General features: G+C 52.6%; 18 protein-coding genes. All 18 read right to left on the bottom strand.

Going from position 1 to position 16,137, the window contains the following annotated elements:
• Positions 1-134: 134 nt before the first annotated feature.
• On the bottom strand, positions 135-1,226 hold the full coding sequence (locus tag D3P07_RS07495; protein WP_119799564.1) for a prephenate dehydrogenase: 1,092 nt from the start codon (positions 1,224-1,226) through the stop codon (positions 135-137).
• A 10-nt stretch (positions 1,227-1,236) separates the two neighbouring features.
• Positions 1,237-2,328, bottom strand: coding sequence for a histidinol-phosphate transaminase (gene hisC, locus D3P07_RS07490; protein WP_119799563.1), 1,092 nt, complete (start codon positions 2,326-2,328; stop codon positions 1,237-1,239).
• Positions 2,329-2,472: 144 nt separating this feature from the next.
• Positions 2,473-3,279 (bottom strand): tryptophan synthase subunit alpha, encoded by an 807-nt coding sequence (trpA, locus tag D3P07_RS07485; RefSeq protein WP_119799562.1) that lies wholly within the window; start codon positions 3,277-3,279, stop codon positions 2,473-2,475.
• Positions 3,279-4,472, bottom strand: coding sequence for a tryptophan synthase subunit beta (trpB, locus tag D3P07_RS07480; RefSeq protein WP_119799561.1), 1,194 nt, complete (start codon positions 4,470-4,472; stop codon positions 3,279-3,281). Before trpB ends, trpA begins: the two co-directional genes overlap by 1 nt.
• Positions 4,469-5,152 (bottom strand): phosphoribosylanthranilate isomerase, encoded by a 684-nt coding sequence (locus tag D3P07_RS07475; RefSeq protein ID WP_119799560.1) that lies wholly within the window; start codon positions 5,150-5,152, stop codon positions 4,469-4,471. Before D3P07_RS07475 ends, trpB begins: the two co-directional genes overlap by 4 nt.
• On the bottom strand, positions 5,149-5,946 hold the full coding sequence (gene trpC / locus D3P07_RS07470) for an indole-3-glycerol phosphate synthase TrpC (RefSeq protein ID WP_119799559.1): 798 nt from the start codon (positions 5,944-5,946) through the stop codon (positions 5,149-5,151). Before trpC ends, D3P07_RS07475 begins: the two co-directional genes overlap by 4 nt.
• Positions 5,936-6,979: an anthranilate phosphoribosyltransferase gene (gene trpD, locus D3P07_RS07465; RefSeq protein ID WP_119799558.1), complete on the bottom strand. Its 1,044-nt coding sequence runs from the start codon at positions 6,977-6,979 to the stop codon at positions 5,936-5,938. The genes trpC and trpD overlap by 11 nt, the downstream gene beginning before the upstream one ends.
• Positions 6,980-6,981: 2 nt before the next feature.
• Positions 6,982-8,550, bottom strand: a complete 1,569-nt coding sequence (trpE, locus tag D3P07_RS07460; protein WP_119799557.1) for an anthranilate synthase component I — start codon at positions 8,548-8,550, stop codon at positions 6,982-6,984.
• A gap of 324 nt (positions 8,551-8,874) precedes the next feature.
• Positions 8,875-9,246, bottom strand: a complete 372-nt coding sequence (gene aroH / locus D3P07_RS07455) for a chorismate mutase (protein WP_119799556.1) — start codon at positions 9,244-9,246, stop codon at positions 8,875-8,877.
• Positions 9,243-10,346 carry a 3-dehydroquinate synthase gene (gene aroB / locus D3P07_RS07450; RefSeq protein ID WP_119799555.1) on the bottom strand — a complete coding sequence of 368 codons (1,104 nt, stop codon included), beginning with the start codon at positions 10,344-10,346 and terminating at the stop codon, positions 9,243-9,245. The genes aroH and aroB overlap by 4 nt, the downstream gene beginning before the upstream one ends.
• Positions 10,347-10,551: 205 nt before the next feature.
• The gene (locus D3P07_RS26900; RefSeq protein WP_182914215.1) at positions 10,552-10,722 is read right to left on the bottom strand and encodes a hypothetical protein; all 171 of its coding nucleotides are present in this window, start codon (positions 10,720-10,722) and stop codon (positions 10,552-10,554) included.
• A 68-nt stretch (positions 10,723-10,790) separates the two neighbouring features.
• Positions 10,791-11,570, bottom strand: a complete 780-nt coding sequence (locus tag D3P07_RS07445; protein ID WP_119799554.1) for a CheR family methyltransferase — start codon at positions 11,568-11,570, stop codon at positions 10,791-10,793.
• A 29-nt stretch (positions 11,571-11,599) separates the two neighbouring features.
• Positions 11,600-12,043, bottom strand: coding sequence for a nucleoside-diphosphate kinase (gene ndk / locus D3P07_RS07440; RefSeq protein WP_119799553.1), 444 nt, complete (start codon positions 12,041-12,043; stop codon positions 11,600-11,602).
• 37 nt (positions 12,044-12,080) lie between these two features.
• Positions 12,081-13,055 (bottom strand): polyprenyl synthetase family protein, encoded by a 975-nt coding sequence (locus D3P07_RS07435; RefSeq protein ID WP_119799552.1) that lies wholly within the window; start codon positions 13,053-13,055, stop codon positions 12,081-12,083.
• Positions 13,052-13,912, bottom strand: a complete 861-nt coding sequence (locus D3P07_RS07430; RefSeq protein ID WP_182914214.1) for a menaquinone biosynthesis protein — start codon at positions 13,910-13,912, stop codon at positions 13,052-13,054. Before D3P07_RS07430 ends, D3P07_RS07435 begins: the two co-directional genes overlap by 4 nt.
• The gene (locus D3P07_RS07425) at positions 13,875-14,549 is read right to left on the bottom strand and encodes a UbiX family flavin prenyltransferase (RefSeq protein ID WP_119799550.1); all 675 of its coding nucleotides are present in this window, start codon (positions 14,547-14,549) and stop codon (positions 13,875-13,877) included. The genes D3P07_RS07430 and D3P07_RS07425 overlap by 38 nt, the downstream gene beginning before the upstream one ends.
• Complete coding sequence (locus D3P07_RS07420; protein ID WP_119799549.1) at positions 14,543-15,418, bottom strand: UbiA-like polyprenyltransferase; 876 nt, start codon at positions 15,416-15,418, stop codon at positions 14,543-14,545. The genes D3P07_RS07425 and D3P07_RS07420 overlap by 7 nt, the downstream gene beginning before the upstream one ends.
• Positions 15,415-16,137: a demethylmenaquinone methyltransferase gene (locus D3P07_RS07415; RefSeq protein WP_119799548.1), complete on the bottom strand. Its 723-nt coding sequence runs from the start codon at positions 16,135-16,137 to the stop codon at positions 15,415-15,417. The genes D3P07_RS07420 and D3P07_RS07415 overlap by 4 nt, the downstream gene beginning before the upstream one ends.

Genomic DNA, 16,137 nt, shown 5'->3' with positions numbered 1-16,137 from the left:
GAACGCTGCAGTTATTGGATAGGAGTGGAGAGAAACCATACTGTACTTTTATTATATGTATACGCTTCCATTTTGTCAACAAGCGTTTTCATTTTCGTGACGAATCATGAAAATGAAAACAACGGAACATTCAGCTATTGATGAACGGAATAGCCATTATTCTCAAGCAATGCAATCGCTTGGTCCAAGTACTCCTGATTGCGGAACGATAACCGCAGGATGCCTGGCACATCTTCCCTGCTCTCGATAATTTGCAGATTGCTTAGATTGATCCGGTTGTTGCCCAGCTCGCTGGCAATCCTGCCGATAATGCCCGGATGATCCGGCACATCGACATAACAATCGTAAACCGAATGAATCATGCCCTTGCGCCGCTCTGGCATGCGGTTGCGGAATTCGCCCGCCGTCCGGAACGCTTCTTCAATGGCTGGCCCGTCCAACTTCTCGAGCATTTGCGCGAATGATTCCATCCCGGCATTCCAGTCGCGGATGAGCCGCAGCAGCACATGGCGGTTGTCGATCAGAATATCCCGCCATAAGCTTGGGTCTCCCGAGGCGATGCGCGTAATGTCCCGGAAGCCTCCGGCAGCCAAAGATTGATACAGATCATTGCGTTCATTATAGCCGCGCACCTGGTTCACCAGCGCAACGGCAATCATATGAGGCAAATGACTGATTGCTCCCACGATATCATCGTGCGAGTCAGCATCCACCTTGACAATATTCGCTCTCGTATGCGAAAGCAGCTCCGTCAGTCGATCCACCGCCTCCGGGGGCGTTGATGGTTCCGGCGTCAGGACGTAGAATGCATTTTCCAGCAAATGATAGGAAGCCGCTTCTACGCCGGAGCGCTCCGAACCGGCCATTGGATGGCCGCCGATAAACGTCGCTTGGCCCAGATCAATGGATCTGGCATAAGACGCCACCGAAGACTTTGTGCTGCCGACATCGGTAATGATACAGCCGTTCTTCAGATTGAAGGCGCTGATCTTCTCCATATACTCCTGCAAGTTGCCAACGGGTACGCATAAGAAAATAAAGTCCGCTTGCTCGGCTGCTTCTTGAATCGATGTCGTGCCGACATCGACTACGCCGCGTTGAAGGTATTTCTGAACGGAGCTTTCCCGATTGGAGAATCCGATTACCCGGATACCCGGCTTGCCCTTCAAGCAAAGCGCTATCGAACCTCCAATAAGACCTACTCCAAAAATCGCTACATTCGTCATAAATTTAAGTTTACACCGTCACTTCCTGCAAAACTTGCTCCAGTGCCTCGATAAAGGCGACATTCTGCTCAGGCATACCGACTGATACGCGAATATAGGTCGGGTAGTTGGCCCAGCGCCCCTTCACAATTACACCTTTGCGCAGCAGCGCGTCGAATACGACCCCCGAAGGACGCTTCGCATCTACCAGAATAAAGTTGCCGTTCGCCGGGAAGTACGACAAGCCGAGCCGGTCGAACTGCTCTGTCATATAGCGAATGCCTTCCAGATTGCGTGCTTTGCACGCGGCAACAAAGGCGTCATCCTTCAGGGAACTCAGCGCGCCCGCTTGTGCGATTCGCGTCGTGTTGAACGGCTCGCGAATCTGATTCATGAACTGAATCACTTCCGGGCTGCTCACCCCATAGCCAATACGGTGTGCCGCAAGGCCGTATACTTTCGAGAACGTTCTTAGCACAAGCAAGTTCGGATAGCTCTTCAGCAGCTCAACACCGTCGCTGAATTGTTCTTGTTCGACAAACTCACGATAAGCTTCGTCCAGCACAACCAGCACATGCGACGGCACTTCATTCAAGAACGTTCTTAGCTCGGCATCGGTCACAATCGTTCCCGTCGGATTGTTCGGATTGCAGACCCAGACAATCTTCGTCTGATTCGTAATCTTTGCGAGCATCGCAGGCAGATCATGCTTGCCGTCCTTCAGCGGCACTTCAATAATGCGGGCATTCTCTATCTGGGCATTATGCCTGTATTGGGAGAAGGTTTCATTGGCCATGATTGTCTCGTCGCCCGGCGCCAGAAACGTTCTTGCAGCCAGCACAATGACTTCGCTGGAGCCTGCGCCGAAAATCAGTTGATTCGTCTGCACCGACAGTTTGCGTGCAAGCTCATTCGTAAGCATGACACTAGCTCCGTCAGGATAAATACTGCTATTCGTAAGCTCAGCGAGCATCGCGTTTTTCGCTTCATTGGAGAAACCATATGGGTTTTCATTAGATGCCAGCTTGATCACTTGATCCAAGCCAAGCTCTCGTTTTACGTCTTCCACTGGCTTGCCCGGATTGTATACAGGCAAATGGACGACATTGGATTTGGGCTGCATGACTCTTCACCTCTTCTATGTATTGAAGTGTTACTGTCCCATTGTCTCACATCTGTATGCTGTTTTAAAGCTTTTTCGAAAAAACGAAAAACCCGCCCCGTGAGCAGTTCCTGATGCTCAAGGGGCGGGAATTAGGAAAAAAGGTTATCCTTTTAGCGAGGATACGAACTTACCAACTTCAGCAAGTCCTTGCGCTCTTGTCTCTTCCTTCTCCAGCAGAAGCAGCGCCTCTTCAATCTTCCTTACGATGGCGCTGCCGACGATCACCGCATCGCATTGACGCTCAAACCGCTCTACTTGTTCACGGCTGGAGATGCCGAAGCCGATTCCGATCGGCAAGTCGGTCGAGGCTCTAACTGTTGCTAAGAAGTCATCTATGCCGGTGTGGAAGTCCGATCGCACACCGGTCACGCCCAAGGAGGACACACAGTAAACGAAGCCGCGAGCCTTGCGGGAGATGCGTGCCACTCTGTCATTGGAGGTCGGCGCGACCAACGGAATAAGATGGATATGATGCGCCTCCGATAAAGCGCGCACTTCCTCGTCTTCCTCAATCGGTAAATCCGGAATAATAAGTCCGCTAATCCCCTTGCTCTTCACAAGCTCAAAGAACGGCTCCAATCCGAATTGGAGTACGGGATTATAATAAGTGAACAGGATCAGCGGAATCTTCACGCCTTCCACGCGGGCCTGCGCAGCTAAGTCAATGCAGTCCAGAAGTGTAATCCGGCTGCGAAGAGCCCGCTCCGAGGCGCGCTGGATGACCGGACCGTCCGCCAGCGGATCGGAATACGGAACGCCAAGCTCGATCATGTCCGCGCCGGATTGTTCAAGCTGCTTGATGATAGCTAGCGTTGTAGAAAGGTCGGGATCGCCTACCGTCAGGAACGGAATAAGCGCGGTGCGCCCTTCCGCCTTCAGCTTAGCGAATGATTGATCAATGAGATTCATTAGCTTTGACCTCCCAGATAACCCATGATAGCTTCGACATCTTTATCCCCGCGTCCGGACAAGCTGACGACGACGATCTGATCCTTATCAAGCGTAGGGGCAAGCTTCAGCGTCTGCGCGATGGCATGTGCCGACTCCAGCGCTGGAATAATGCCTTCCGTACGGGACAGCAGCTGGAGCGCCTCCAATGCCTCGGCATCGGTAATCGGCACATAGTCTGCTCGTCCGGAATCCTTCAAATAGGCATGCTCAGGCCCGATACCGGGATAGTCCAGCCCCGCGGATATCGAATGCGCCGGCTGCACCTGTCCGAACTGATCCTGCAGCACATAGCTGAGCGAGCCCTGGAATACGCCATGGCGGCCCTTCGTCATCGTTGCCGCATGCTCTTCCGTCTCCACGCCTCTGCCTGCAGCTTCAACACCCAACAAGCGTACGCCTTCATCCTGGACGAACGGATAGAATATGCCCATTGCATTGCTTCCTCCGCCGACAGCAGCCACTACATAGTCAGGCAGCCTGCCCTCTTCCTTCAAGATCTGCTCGCGCGCTTCATCTCCGATAATGCGCTGGAAGTCGCGCACCATCATCGGATACGGATGCGGACCTGTCACAGAACCCAAAATGTAGAACGTATCGTTGACATGGCTGACCCAATACCTCAGCGTTTCGTTGCAGGCATCTTTAAGCGTGCGTGTGCCGGAAGTGACGGGAACAACCTCGCTGCCGAGCAGATTCATACGGAAGACGTTCAACTGCTGGCGCTTCATGTCTTCTTCACCCATGAATACTTTGCATTCCAGTCCCAGCAATGCCGCAATGGTCGCCGAAGCAACGCCATGCTGGCCTGCACCCGTCTCAGCGATAATTTTGGTCTTGCCCATACGCTTGGCAAGTACGCCTTGTCCGATCGTATTGTTGATTTTATGTGCGCCAGTGTGATTGAGATCCTCACGCTTCAGATATACCTTCGCACCGCCCAGATGCTCGCTTAAACGTTTGGCATAATAGAGCGAAGTCGGACGGCCTGAATATTTATAAAGCAGCTCCCGCACTTCGGCTTGAAAGTCGGGGTCCTTGGAATAATGCGCATACGCCTCCTCCAGCTCAAGGAGTGCGTTCATTAGCGTCTCCGGCACATATCGGCCGCCGAACTTGCCGAATCTGCCGTTCACGTCAGGTACTTGTATCATGCTTCTCTCACCCTTCTGACAAATGATCTGATTTTCTCAATATCCTTGCGCCCATCGGTCTCAACACCGCTGGATACATCTACCCCGTCCGGGCTATGCTTGTACAGCAGCTCCTGGACATTGTCCACATGCAAGCCGCCGGCCACATATAGGGGTAAGCCAAGCAAGCCTGCCGATTGTTTGTATGCCTCGATTACGTCCCAATTAAAGGGATGACCGGTGCCGCCTCCCGGCGCATCGATCAGAATGGCGTCCACCACCCCTGCATACGGGGCCAATCGTTCATCCGCATCAACCATCTTCCCGCCCGATGCCGAGGCCGCCTCCGGGCGAATAGAGATCACTCGCCAAATGGCCGTCCCCGGAAATCTCTCTCTCAGCTCTGCACAATAAGACGGCGACTCTTGTCCATGCAATTGTACAACATCGAGTGGAGCAACAGCCAGAATATTCGCCAACTCTTCTATGCTTGTATTTACAAATACGCCTACCGCATGAGGACGGGCCTTCCGGTCATTGCGAATCCCATGAATCGCTTCTATTAACTTGGAAGCTTCCTCTTTGCTTACTTGGCGTTTGCTGGGGGCGAATAGCAAGCCGATCTCGTCTATGGATAATCCGTCCATAGCCTGAATAGTCGCCTCATCCCGTAAGCCGCATATTTTGACACGTACACTCATGAACGAATCTCGCCCATCAGCGCTCGCACTGCATTGCTTACATCTGGCTGACGCATAAAGTGTTCGCCAATCAGCACGCCGTGTGCGCCAACCGATTGCAAATAATCCATGTCTCTGCGGCTAGCAATTCCGCTTTCGCTAATAATCGTAACATTTTGCGGAATCATGCCGATCAGCTTCTCCGTTGTGGCGAGATCGGTCACAAAGGATCTGAGATCGCGATTATTAATGCCGATCAAGGTTGCCTTATCCAGTTCGAGCACAGTTTCGAGCTCTGCTGCGTCATGCACCTCGACCAGCACGTCCATGCCAAGCGACTTCGCCAGATCATGGAATTCCTCTAACTGGCCTTTCGTCAAGATGGCTGCAATAAGCAGCACCGCATCCGCCCCTATGATGCGGGCCTCATAAATTTGCCGGAAATCGATAATAAAGTCTTTGCGCAGCAGAGGAATATCGACCGATTGTTTGACCAGCTTCAAGTAATCATTCGAGCCTTGAAAGTAGTCACGGTCTGTCAGCACCGAGATGCAGTCAGCGCCTGCGGACTCGTAGGCGCGAGCGAGTGCTGCCGGCTCAAAGTCCTCGCGGATTAACCCCTTGGAAGGGGACGCCTTCTTCACTTCTGTAATCAAGCCCATGCCGCGCTTGCGGCGATTGCTCAGCAATGCCGATTCAAAGCCGCGGCAAGCCGGCATTGCATCAATGATGCCTTCGTATTCGGACAAGTGGAAGCTTGCAGACAACGCCTCGACTTCTGCTTGTTTGGTAGCAACGATTTTATCAAGAAACATGTGCCAACTCTCCTGTCGTTTGAATAAGCTCTTCCAGCTTGACTTGCGCTTTCCCGGAATCAATGACTTCTGCTGCCAATGCGACCCCTTCCCGATGCGTTGGGGCCAACCCTCCAACATAGATGCATGCGCCCGCATTCGCGAGTACAATATCCCGGTAGGCGCCGCGCTCTTCCCCCCGGAAGATCGAGCGAATAAGTCCCGCATTGACTGCCGCTTCTCCGCCTTGAACGTCTTCAATGGAATATCTGTTCAAGCCGAGGTCCTCCGGCTCAATTTGATAAGTCCTAACCACGCCTTCACTCAACTCCGAGATTTGGGTCGGAGCGGAGATGCTGATCTCATCCAGCCCGTCATGGCTGCTGACGACAAGCGCGCGCTTCAATCCAAGCTCACCCAGCACCTCTGCAATCGTCTCGGTGCGGGAACGGTCATATAAACCAAGCAGCTGGCGATCGGCGCCTGCCGGATTCGTCAACGGGCCAAGCATGTTGAATATGGTGCGGATGCCAAGCTCTTTGCGGGGGCCAGCCGAATGCTTCATGGACGGATGGTAATGCTGCGCGAACATAAAGCAGATACCAATGTCGTTCAGGCAGGCTGCCGCCTGCTCGGGGGATAGCGTAATCTGGACGCCAAGCGCCTCCAGCACGTCAGCGCTGCCGGTCTTGCCGGACATGGCACGGTTGCCATGCTTGGCGACGCGGATGCCTGCTGCGGATGCGATAATCGAAGACGCTGTAGAAATATTAAACTTATGAATACCGGAGCCGCCTGTGCCGCATGTATCCAGCAGCCCTTCCTGCTCAGTCTGGACTCTGCTGGCAAATTGGCGCATGACCTGGGCGAAGCCTGTGATTTCATCCTTGCTCTCGCCCTTCATGCGCAGCGCGGTTGCGATAGCTCCGATCTGCGAGCCCGATGCTTCTCCGCTCATAATGACCGACATCACCGCAGCCGCTTCTGCCTTCGTCAGATGCTCTCCGCCGATCACCTTGTTTAACGCCGTTTGCATCGTCATCATTCCGCTCATCGTTAACCGCGCCCCTTTCCCGTATGGACCTCGTAATCCGTATTGATTGCTGTGCTTCTCACCTGACCTGATTCCGGCTTCCGGAAGCTCGCTTCCGCTGCTCTGATCGCTTTAAGCATACCTTTGGCTTTATTGACCGTCTCTATATATTCGTTCTCCGGAACAGAATCCCACACAATGCCCGCTCCGCTCTGAACGTAAGCCTTGCCGTGCTTGAATATAATCGTCCGTATCGTAATGCAGGTATCCATCGATCCGCCGAAGCCCAAATAACCGATTGCGCCGGCATATGCGCCGCGCGCTTCATTCTCCAGCTCCGCAATAATTTGCATCGCTCTCAGCTTCGGAGCGCCCGATACCGTTCCGGCCGGCAGGCACGATATGAACGCATCGAAGAAATCTTTGTCCTGCCGAAGCTTGCCTGATACGTTCGATACGATATGCATCACATGGGAATACCGTTCAATCTCCATAAACGAATCACAGCGGACTGAGCCGAATTCCGATACGCGGCCGATGTCGTTGCGGCCCAGATCAACCAGCATCAGATGCTCCGCTCTCTCCTTCTCATCCGCCAGGAGCTCCAGCTCCAGTGCCTTATCCTGCTCGGGTGTCGCTCCTCTCGGTCTAGTGCCGGCAATTGGTCTTGTCTCGACCCGATCGTTCGCCACTTTAACCAATGCTTCCGGAGACGTGCCTACAATAACTTCTTCGCCCATTTTCAAATAGTACATGTATGGAGAAGGGTTCATCGTACGCAGCACGCGATAGACGAGCAGCGGATCGATGTCGGTATCAATGCTGAAGCGCTGTGAGAGCACGACCTGGAAGATGTCGCCGGCTCTGATGTATTCCTTCGCTTTGTCGACATTCGCCATATATTGATCCTTTGTTAAATTCGACTGCACATCGCCAAGCTCAGGATCATCTGGAATGGGCGACGTAGGAGACACGCTGCTCGGAACAGGCTGCTTCAAGCGGTCAATCGTTGCGTCGATTTTTGCTACCGCTTCATTGTAAGCTCCTTCGATCTCGCCGTCCGTCGCGCCGGGTTCGATATGAACGTTGCCGATAATTTGCAGCTGCTGCTTGAAATGATCGAACACGATGACCTGGTCGCAGAACATAAATTGCATATCGTTCATTTGCAAATCGTCAATGCGATGTGGCGGCAGATTCTCGTAATACTGAAGCAAATCGTAGCCGAAGAAGCCGATTGCGCCTCCCGTGAATGGCGGCAATTCGCTGGAGGAAGGACTGCGGAAGGACCGAAGCTTCGCCTTGAGCAGCTCGATCGGCTTCTCGTGCAGGATCGTCTTCTCTCCTTTATGCTCCAGCACCAGCTCGCCGTGCTTGCCGTACAGCTTCATGAAAGGATCCGTTCCGATGAAAGAATATCTCGCCCATTTGGCGCCGCCCTCCACGCTCTCCAGCAGGAAAGCATGGTCTTCTTCGGCAAAATGCTGGAACAACCGGATCGGCGTCTCCGTATCCGCCATCACATAGCGTACAATCGGTATCAGATTATAGCTTCCAGCAAGCCCTATTACGCGTTTCAATTCATTCGTCATCCTTAACGACCCCCATCAATGGAATTTCGGCGAGAAGCGTATAATCAAAAAAGCTCCTGCCGCAGCAGGAGCTTAGAATGTATCGATGATAGCGTGCCCTATAGGTCCCCCGCAATCACTTCGATGCAGTAAAGCGGAACAGCCTTCGGATACAACAATATGTACCGGGTGCATGCTCGACTTGACCAGCAACAATGATCTTATGGGGTTTGCCCTACGGCAACTCACTAATGCTCTACTCATCTCAACTCTGCTAAAAACCTACTCGACTAATCTCAACTATTGCATTAACTATATAGCATCCGAGCCGGATGCGTCAACCCGTTATTTTGACTTCGACAAATCCGGACGAAGCGCCTGTGCGCCGCGCAGATAGACATGGCGAATATCCGCTTGCGTCTTCTCCGTATTGGCCAATACCATGACGCGGATGCAGCGCTCCAAGCTTCCCTTCACCGGAACCTCCAGCGCGCACATCAGAGGCACCAGCTCCCACCCTTCCAGCTGTCTGATCGACTGGGCGGGGAATGTTTCATTCAAATCGTTCGTCACCGTAATCAAGACGCTGCAAATATCAGCAGGGTCCAGCTCATTCTGAGTCACGAGATCCTTCATCATCTCCAGCGTTGCGCCGGCAATTTGTTGTCCGTCATTCGCATCTACGGTTATCGCACCGCGTATTCCGCGTACACTCATAGCTGTTCATCCTCCAGTTTCAATTCCTCCACGATCTCTCTCACCCACGCAACCGGCACATCTGATTTGATCTCGACTTCTCCGATTGCCGTCGGTACGATAAATACCATCGTGCCTTCCGCAAACTTCTTGTCATGCATCATCGCATCCATAATTGCATCCACATCGTAATGCTGCGGTAGCGCGATAGGCAATTCACACTTGGCAAGCACTCGTTTGGTCGTTGTGTACACTTCCTCCGGTGCTCCATAACGTACACCCAGCTTGGCAGATCCAACCATTCCGATCGCTATCGCTTCACCGTGTTGAAGTCCATTGTAGCCTCCAACCGCTTCAATCGCATGACCGATTGTATGTCCCAGATTCAGAATAGCCCTCAGCCCATTTTCCCTTTCATCTTGTGAGACAACCGACGCCTTTACACTGCAGCCGTTGTGCAGCGCATAGCCAAGGCTGTCTGCATCAAGCGCAAGCAGCTTCCCGGCATTCTCTTCACACCACTGCACGAAGGAGGCATCCCAGATCAGCCCGTGCTTGACAACTTCGGACAAACCGGACCGCACTTCGCGCGCCGGCAGCGTCTGCAGCAGATTCAAATCATACAATACAAATTCAGGCTGATGGAATGCGCCGATAATGTTTTTGGCCTTCGGATGGTTGACCGCCACCTTGCCCCCTACGCTGCTGTCATGAGCCAGTACTGTAGTCGGGATTTGAACGAATTTAACGCCGCGCATAAAGGATGCCGCTACATATCCAGCCAAGTCGCCGACAACGCCGCCGCCAAGCGCTACGATCGTAGATTTGCGGTCAAGCCCGGCATCGAGCGCGCTTGCAATCAGCTCTTCCAGCATAGCGAGCGACTTGGAGCCCTCTCCCGCTTGCACGACAGCGCTCACTGCTTGAAAACCGCCCTCTTTCAGCTTCTCTTCAAGCAGAGAGAGATGCAGCGGCGCGATATTCGTGTCGGTAATAATAAGCAATGGAGATTTTTTGCTAATGCCGTGCTTAGAAAAATAAGTATCCGCCTCGTTCAAGAGGCCTTCGCCAATATAGATAGGATAAGAACGTTCACCAAGGTCTACCGTAAGTTCACGCATAATCTGCTATCGCCCCAATTGCTTAAAATAGTTGTTCATTTCCGTCATGTTATGCCCGAAACATCTTTGCTCATTATAGTACAGCCCTGCTGGTTTGACAAGAAATCTCATCGCTCCCTGAGTCCTCCTCTTGCCCGTCAACACAGCAAAAGACCGGGCTCCCGATTCATTGGAATCAGAAGCCCGGCCATCTTGGCAGGCAGATCTACAGGCTCTTGGCAGCCGGTTGTTCATGGCGGCTGTTGCTTTCGTGCATATACTTGGTATCATCTGCTATTCTAGCCGCTTGCCTGCTGTCCACGCCGATGATTTGCGCGCACTCCTGTATCGTAAGAAACCCGCGGCGATACGCGGCGATCACTTGGCGCTTATCCATATTCAGTTCTCCTTCCAAACATCGATTCTATGATTAGTATAGGAGAACATGGAAACCGCTATACATCGCTACACGCGCCGATAGAAGAAAGTATCCGCCGTCTCGAACCCGTATTGCGCGGGAGAGAAGATTTGTTCCGTACTGCCGACGAACAGGATGCCCCCCGGCTTAAGGGCCTCGGAGAATTTATGATACAAGCCATGCTTTGCTTCTTCCGTAAAATAAATCATAACATTCCGGCACACAATCAGATCATAGCCGGAATCGAAACGGTCATGCAGCAGATTACCCTGTTTGAACTGTACCGCTTTCTTCAGCTCATCCGCTACACGATAAGCTCCCTGGTCCGGCTTGAAGTAACGGCTGCGGAAGGCGGCTGGCACATCTCTTAGCGACCGCTCCAGATAGATCCCTTCCTTCGCCTTATCCAGAACATTGTTGTCCAGATCCGTCGCGACTAGCGTTGTCTTGCCAATGGCGCCAAGCTCGGACAAAATCATGGCTAACGTATAGGGCTCTTCGCCTGTGGAGCATGCTGCGCTCCATATCTTCAATCGTGAATTGGCGTTCATCATCTGCGGCAGGAACTGCTCGCGCAGCACTTCCCATCTGGCGGGATTTCGCCAAAATTCCGATACATTGATCGTCATTCGGTCCAAGAACTCATTCAACAAAGCGCGATTCCCTTCGATTGCCTCATAATAGGCTTGAAAGGTGGAGAAACCATTTTTCATGCGAAGCGTGGTCAGCCTGCGCTTCATCTGCGCTTCCTTGTATTGGGAAAGATCGATATCGGTCTTTCGCTTAATGCGGTCTATAAATTGTAAGAAGTCCAGATCATCAGACATGACGGCAGCCTCCATCTTATGCGGCTGGCTTATACCCAGCGTTGAATCGTATGCTCGTAAGTCACTAGCTCCTCGGGCGCAAAGAAAATACCGATCTCCCGCTCCGCATTAGCTGCAGAGTCCGAGCCGTGAATCAAATTGAAATTCGTATGTACCGCAAAGTCAGAACGAATCGTACCTGGCGCAGCATCCAGCGCATCGGTCTTGCCGATCAGCGCCCGCGATAGCGCGATGACATTGTCGCCGCTCCACACCATGGCGAATACGGGACCGGATGTAATGAACTCCAGAAGCGGCTCATAGAACGGCTTGCCTTTGTGCTCCGCATAATGAACTTCCGCGCGCTCGCGCGTGATATGCATGAACTTGGCTGCCGACAGCTGAAGCCCCTTTCTTTCGAAGCGCGACACGATTTCGCCGATCAATCCGCGTTGAACGCCATCAGGCTTAATCATTAGAAACGTTCTTTCCATCTTGCAAACCATCCCTTCCAACACCAGTTTAAATAATCTAATAGTTTCTCTTTCCGACGAAATGCGCAATATCGGTAAGATTCTTTTTCGCCGTTTGATCGGGTAATCCTTCTAATGCCTTCAAAGCTTTTTGTATGTAACGATTAGCCAGCTCGTCAGCCAGCTCTCCGCCTACGCTGTTGCGAATGAGAGAGATGGCCCGTTTAGTATCGGGAAAGCCTTCGTGCTCGCGTATCGTACGGATTTCCCGCAGAAGCGGCTCTCTGGCTCCCGGATCGCGCAAGGCGAGAATGACTGGCAGCGTAATATTGCCTTGGCGGATATCAGAGCCCGGAGGCTTGCCGATTTGCTTCTCGGTGCCGTACAGGTCAAGCAGATCATCGCGTATCTGGAAGGCCATCCCCACATTGTAGCCGTAACGGTACAGCCGATTCGCCGTCGCCCGGTCCGCATTGGCTGCTACAGCTCCAAGCTGGCAGCTGATCGCGATGAGGAGCGCTGTCTTCCTGCGAATTCTAAGCAGGTAATTGCGGATCGTCTGCTCCGTATTAAAGAAATCCCTGATCTGCTCCATCTCGCCAATGCACATCTGAACGAGCGCCTTGGACAAAATTTGGTGGATCAGCGGATTAGGAAGCTGCGTAGCAATTGTCAGCGCCTTGCCATGTATATAGTCGCCTGTATACATAGCAATACGGTTATCCCATTTGGACTTGACCGTTAATTGTCCGCGTCTTGTCTCCGCATCATCGATGACATCGTCATGTACAAGTGAAGCCATGTGGATCAGCTCCAGCGGTACCGCCACTTGCTTCAGCACATCCAGCTTGTAATCCCCGAATTTGCCCGCCAGCAGCACAAAAACGGGACGTATCCGCTTGCCGCCCGCCTTGAGCAAGTGTGTCGACGTATCGCTGAGCAGCACATGATCGTCGGATACGCTGCGTTCCAGCGCTTGTTCGATTTGATTCAAATCGCCCTTCATTTTTGCGTACAGTTCTAATAGTTTCATTCCTTCACCTTTTGGGGAGAGTGTCCTTCATAAAACGTCAGCCGCGCCTCATGCCTAAGCAGGTTAAGCTCACGCGCATATCGGAAATATAGAGACAAGCCGGCTTGCAGCTTATCGCCAAAATCATATTGCAGCGAACGGAAGTAAGTCTCCCAATAAGAAGACTCTCCGCCAAGCGTTGCGCATGCGCGCTGGATCAGCGGTCCGGTGTCACGCTGGTTTTGCGCCTTGACGGCTAACAGCGCTTCGTATGCGGCTCGCAATTCGCCTTGATGCTTCTCCACAGCGGATCTCCGCGCAGCGACAACAGCGTACGTCATGCCAAGTCCCGTCCAATTATTCCACAACTCTCCCAGATCGAGCACATGCAGCCCATCTGTATGCCAGGAAGCCGTGATGGCCGGATCGCCGATCAGGAGCGCTGCATCGGCATCCTTCAGCATGGCTTTTAGATCAGGCTCGGCCCGAACATATTCGGGCTCCAGCTCGAATCTCATTGCCATAATAATCTTTAGCAGGTTAATGGATGTCTCGGAGGTTGTCGTCACCGCAATCTTGCGCGGCTTGCGCTTCTCCAAAGGCTCCTTCATAAACAACAGAATCGAATGTACCCGTCCAATGGAACCAACAGACAGACCGGGCATCAATACGTAATCGTCGCAATATTGTCCATATGAAAACGATGATATCGCCGACAGGTCGAGTTCCCCTGCGCTCAGCAAACGGTTCAGTTCCGAGGGTACGCGCGCGATCATCTCATAGACTAAACCTTCAGCTTGACGCTCGAAGCCCTTGAACAAGGGCCAAGCGTTGGCATAGTCAATCTCCCCGATGGTGATCCGATGCGGGTTGCTCATTATGCTCATCTCCCCATCTTCTGTACAAATCATGATCAATATCTACGTTGTCCAGTACTTTGCCCACAAGGAAATTAATCATTTCATCCATGGATTGGGGCTTATAATAAAAGCCCGGCATGGCCGGTACAATACGTACGCCCAGTCTCGCAAGCGTAAGCATGTTCTCCAGATGAATCGCATGCAGCGGCGTCTCCCGCGGCACAAGCAGCAGCTTGCGTCCTTCCTTCAGCATAACGTCGGCAGCCCGCGCCATCAAGTTGTTGGAAGCGCCGTGCGCTATCGATGAGAGCGTTCCCATGGAGCATGGCATGATCAACATGCCCTCCACCCGGAACGAACCGCTTGCAATCGAAGCGCCTATATTGGCATTGGGATGAAAGACCAGCTTGCCTCGTCCGCTCGGCTTGACGAATGCACGGTCGAGCATTTCCGCCCTGCGGGCCGTCTCCCAGCCGAGTTCTTCCTTTAATACGCGCCATCCTGCTTCGGTAACGATCAGATGCACCTCGAAGTCCTTGTCCAGCAGTTCTTCAATCAACCGAATGCCGTAGATCGCGCCGCTTGCGCCCGTAATGCCAACTACCCATCTTTTCCGGGAAACTTCCCTGGCTGGCGTCTGCTCTTTGCCTACCATTGTCTTAGCACCACCAAGTCTGCAATGGTGAAGATGAACAATACGACGCTAAGTGTCCCGTTCATGCCAAAAAATGCTGTTGGCACGCGGGATAAGTCATGAGGCCTCACCATCCAGTGCTGATAGAACAGCAAGGCGATGGAAAGAAGCGCGCCGAACAGATACAACCAGCTAAGCTGCGTCATCCAGAACAGAAAGACAAAGCCGAGTGCCGTCACCATATGCAGCGACCGTGCAATCCACAAAGCGCCGGAGATGCCAAAACGCGCCGGAATGGAGTGCAGGCCAGCGTCGCGGTCATATTCATAATCCTGTGTCGCATAAATGATATCGAATCCCGCAATCCACAGCGCGACCGTACCATAGAGAAGCCATGCCGAAAGATCGAACTCCCCCGTCACAGCAACCCAGCCCCCAAGCGGGGAGAGCGCGATGGTCAGGCCAAGCACGATATGGCATAGCCAGGTAAAGCGTTTGGTGTAGGAATAAATAACAAGGAAAAATACCGCAATCGGCATCAGCTTCATTGCAATCGGCGCCAGATTGGCCGCCGCCCAGAACAACAGGGCAAATGAACCGATGATGAACAGCAGCACTTCAGCCGACTTCAGCAAGCCGGCAGGCAAAGCTCGACCACTCGTGCGCGGATTCCGCAGGTCTATCGCTTTGTCGATCAGTCGATTCAGGCTCATAGCCGCGCTGCGGGCTCCGAACATCGCAAGCGAAATCCAACCGATTTCGCTCCAGGAAGGAAGCCTTTGTTCCATCACAACCGCGCCAAGCAAAGCCCCCATATAGGCGAAAGGCAATGCGAACACCGTGTGTTCAAACTTAATCATTTCCAGTATAATGCGAAGTTTGCGTATCATTGCTGAACATCTCTTCCCTTCGTGCCTATGTGCAAAGCGGCGATGCCGCCGAAAAAGAGACGCACATCCACTTCTTTCATATCCGCTTGACGGTAAAGCTCTGTCAGACCTTTGGAGTCAGGGAACAGCTTCAGCGAATCGGGAAGCCATTGGTATTCCTTGAATCTTCCCGCAATAAGCTTGCCGAACCATGGCATCATGCGTTCGAAGTACAAATAATAAATGCTCTTGAATGGCTGCCATGTCGGCTTGGACAGCTCCAGGCAGACGACTTGTCCGCCTGGCTTCACCACGCGTCTCATTTCCTTCAATACTTGCAGGTAGTCCGGCACGTTCCGAAGGCCGAAGCCTACCGTAACATAATCGAAGCTGTTGTCTTCGAATGGCAGACTCATCGCATTGCCTTGCACGAGCTCGATATGATCATCCAAGCCCAGCTTCTTTAATTTCTTCTCTCCGATATCCAGCATGTTCTGGCTGAAATCGAGCCCCACAATACGGCCTGTGCCGCTTGCTTTGGCCAAATCAATGGTCCAATCACAAGTGCCGCAGCATATATCCAGTGCCGATTGGCCAGGCTGAACATCCATCCGGTTCATCGTGTACTTGCGCCAAGCCTTATGCCTGCGGAAGCTGATGACATCATTCATCAAATCGTATTTGGGCGCTATCGTCTCGAATAAGCCATGCACATGGCTCTTCGAATTTGTATTGTCCAT

This window comes from Paenibacillus sp. 1011MAR3C5, assembly GCF_003591485.1.
Lineage (GTDB): Bacteria > Bacillota > Bacilli > Paenibacillales > Paenibacillaceae > Pristimantibacillus.
This window is presented reverse-complemented; position numbering and strand designations above follow the sequence as displayed.

Coding starts and splice junctions, on each gene's coding strand:
- D3P07_RS07495 (WP_119799564.1), bottom strand. CDS start 1,226: ATGACGAATGTAGCGATTTTTGGAGTAGGTCTTATTGGAGGTTCGATA.
- hisC (WP_119799563.1), bottom strand. CDS start 2,328: ATGCAGCCCAAATCCAATGTCGTCCATTTGCCTGTATACAATCCGGGC.
- trpA (WP_119799562.1), bottom strand. CDS start 3,279: ATGAATCTCATTGATCAATCATTCGCTAAGCTGAAGGCGGAAGGGCGC.
- trpB (WP_119799561.1), bottom strand. CDS start 4,472: ATGATACAAGTACCTGACGTGAACGGCAGATTCGGCAAGTTCGGCGGC.
- D3P07_RS07475 (WP_119799560.1), bottom strand. CDS start 5,152: ATGAGTGTACGTGTCAAAATATGCGGCTTACGGGATGAGGCGACTATT.
- trpC (WP_119799559.1), bottom strand. CDS start 5,946: ATGTTTCTTGATAAAATCGTTGCTACCAAACAAGCAGAAGTCGAGGCG.
- trpD (WP_119799558.1), bottom strand. CDS start 6,979: ATGAGCGGAATGATGACGATGCAAACGGCGTTAAACAAGGTGATCGGC.
- trpE (WP_119799557.1), bottom strand. CDS start 8,550: ATGACGAATGAATTGAAACGCGTAATAGGGCTTGCTGGAAGCTATAAT.
- aroH (WP_119799556.1), bottom strand. CDS start 9,246: ATGAGTGTACGCGGAATACGCGGTGCGATAACCGTAGATGCGAATGAC.
- aroB (WP_119799555.1), bottom strand. CDS start 10,346: ATGCGTGAACTTACGGTAGACCTTGGTGAACGTTCTTATCCTATCTAT.
- D3P07_RS26900 (WP_182914215.1), bottom strand. CDS start 10,722: ATGGATAAGCGCCAAGTGATCGCCGCGTATCGCCGCGGGTTTCTTACG.
- D3P07_RS07445 (WP_119799554.1), bottom strand. CDS start 11,570: ATGTCTGATGATCTGGACTTCTTACAATTTATAGACCGCATTAAGCGA.
- ndk (WP_119799553.1), bottom strand. CDS start 12,043: ATGGAAAGAACGTTTCTAATGATTAAGCCTGATGGCGTTCAACGCGGA.
- D3P07_RS07435 (WP_119799552.1), bottom strand. CDS start 13,055: ATGAAACTATTAGAACTGTACGCAAAAATGAAGGGCGATTTGAATCAA.
- D3P07_RS07430 (WP_182914214.1), bottom strand. CDS start 13,912: ATGAGCAACCCGCATCGGATCACCATCGGGGAGATTGACTATGCCAAC.
- D3P07_RS07425 (WP_119799550.1), bottom strand. CDS start 14,549: ATGGTAGGCAAAGAGCAGACGCCAGCCAGGGAAGTTTCCCGGAAAAGA.
- D3P07_RS07420 (WP_119799549.1), bottom strand. CDS start 15,418: ATGATACGCAAACTTCGCATTATACTGGAAATGATTAAGTTTGAACAC.
- D3P07_RS07415 (WP_119799548.1), bottom strand. CDS start 16,137: ATGGACAATACAAATTCGAAGAGCCATGTGCATGGCTTATTCGAGACG.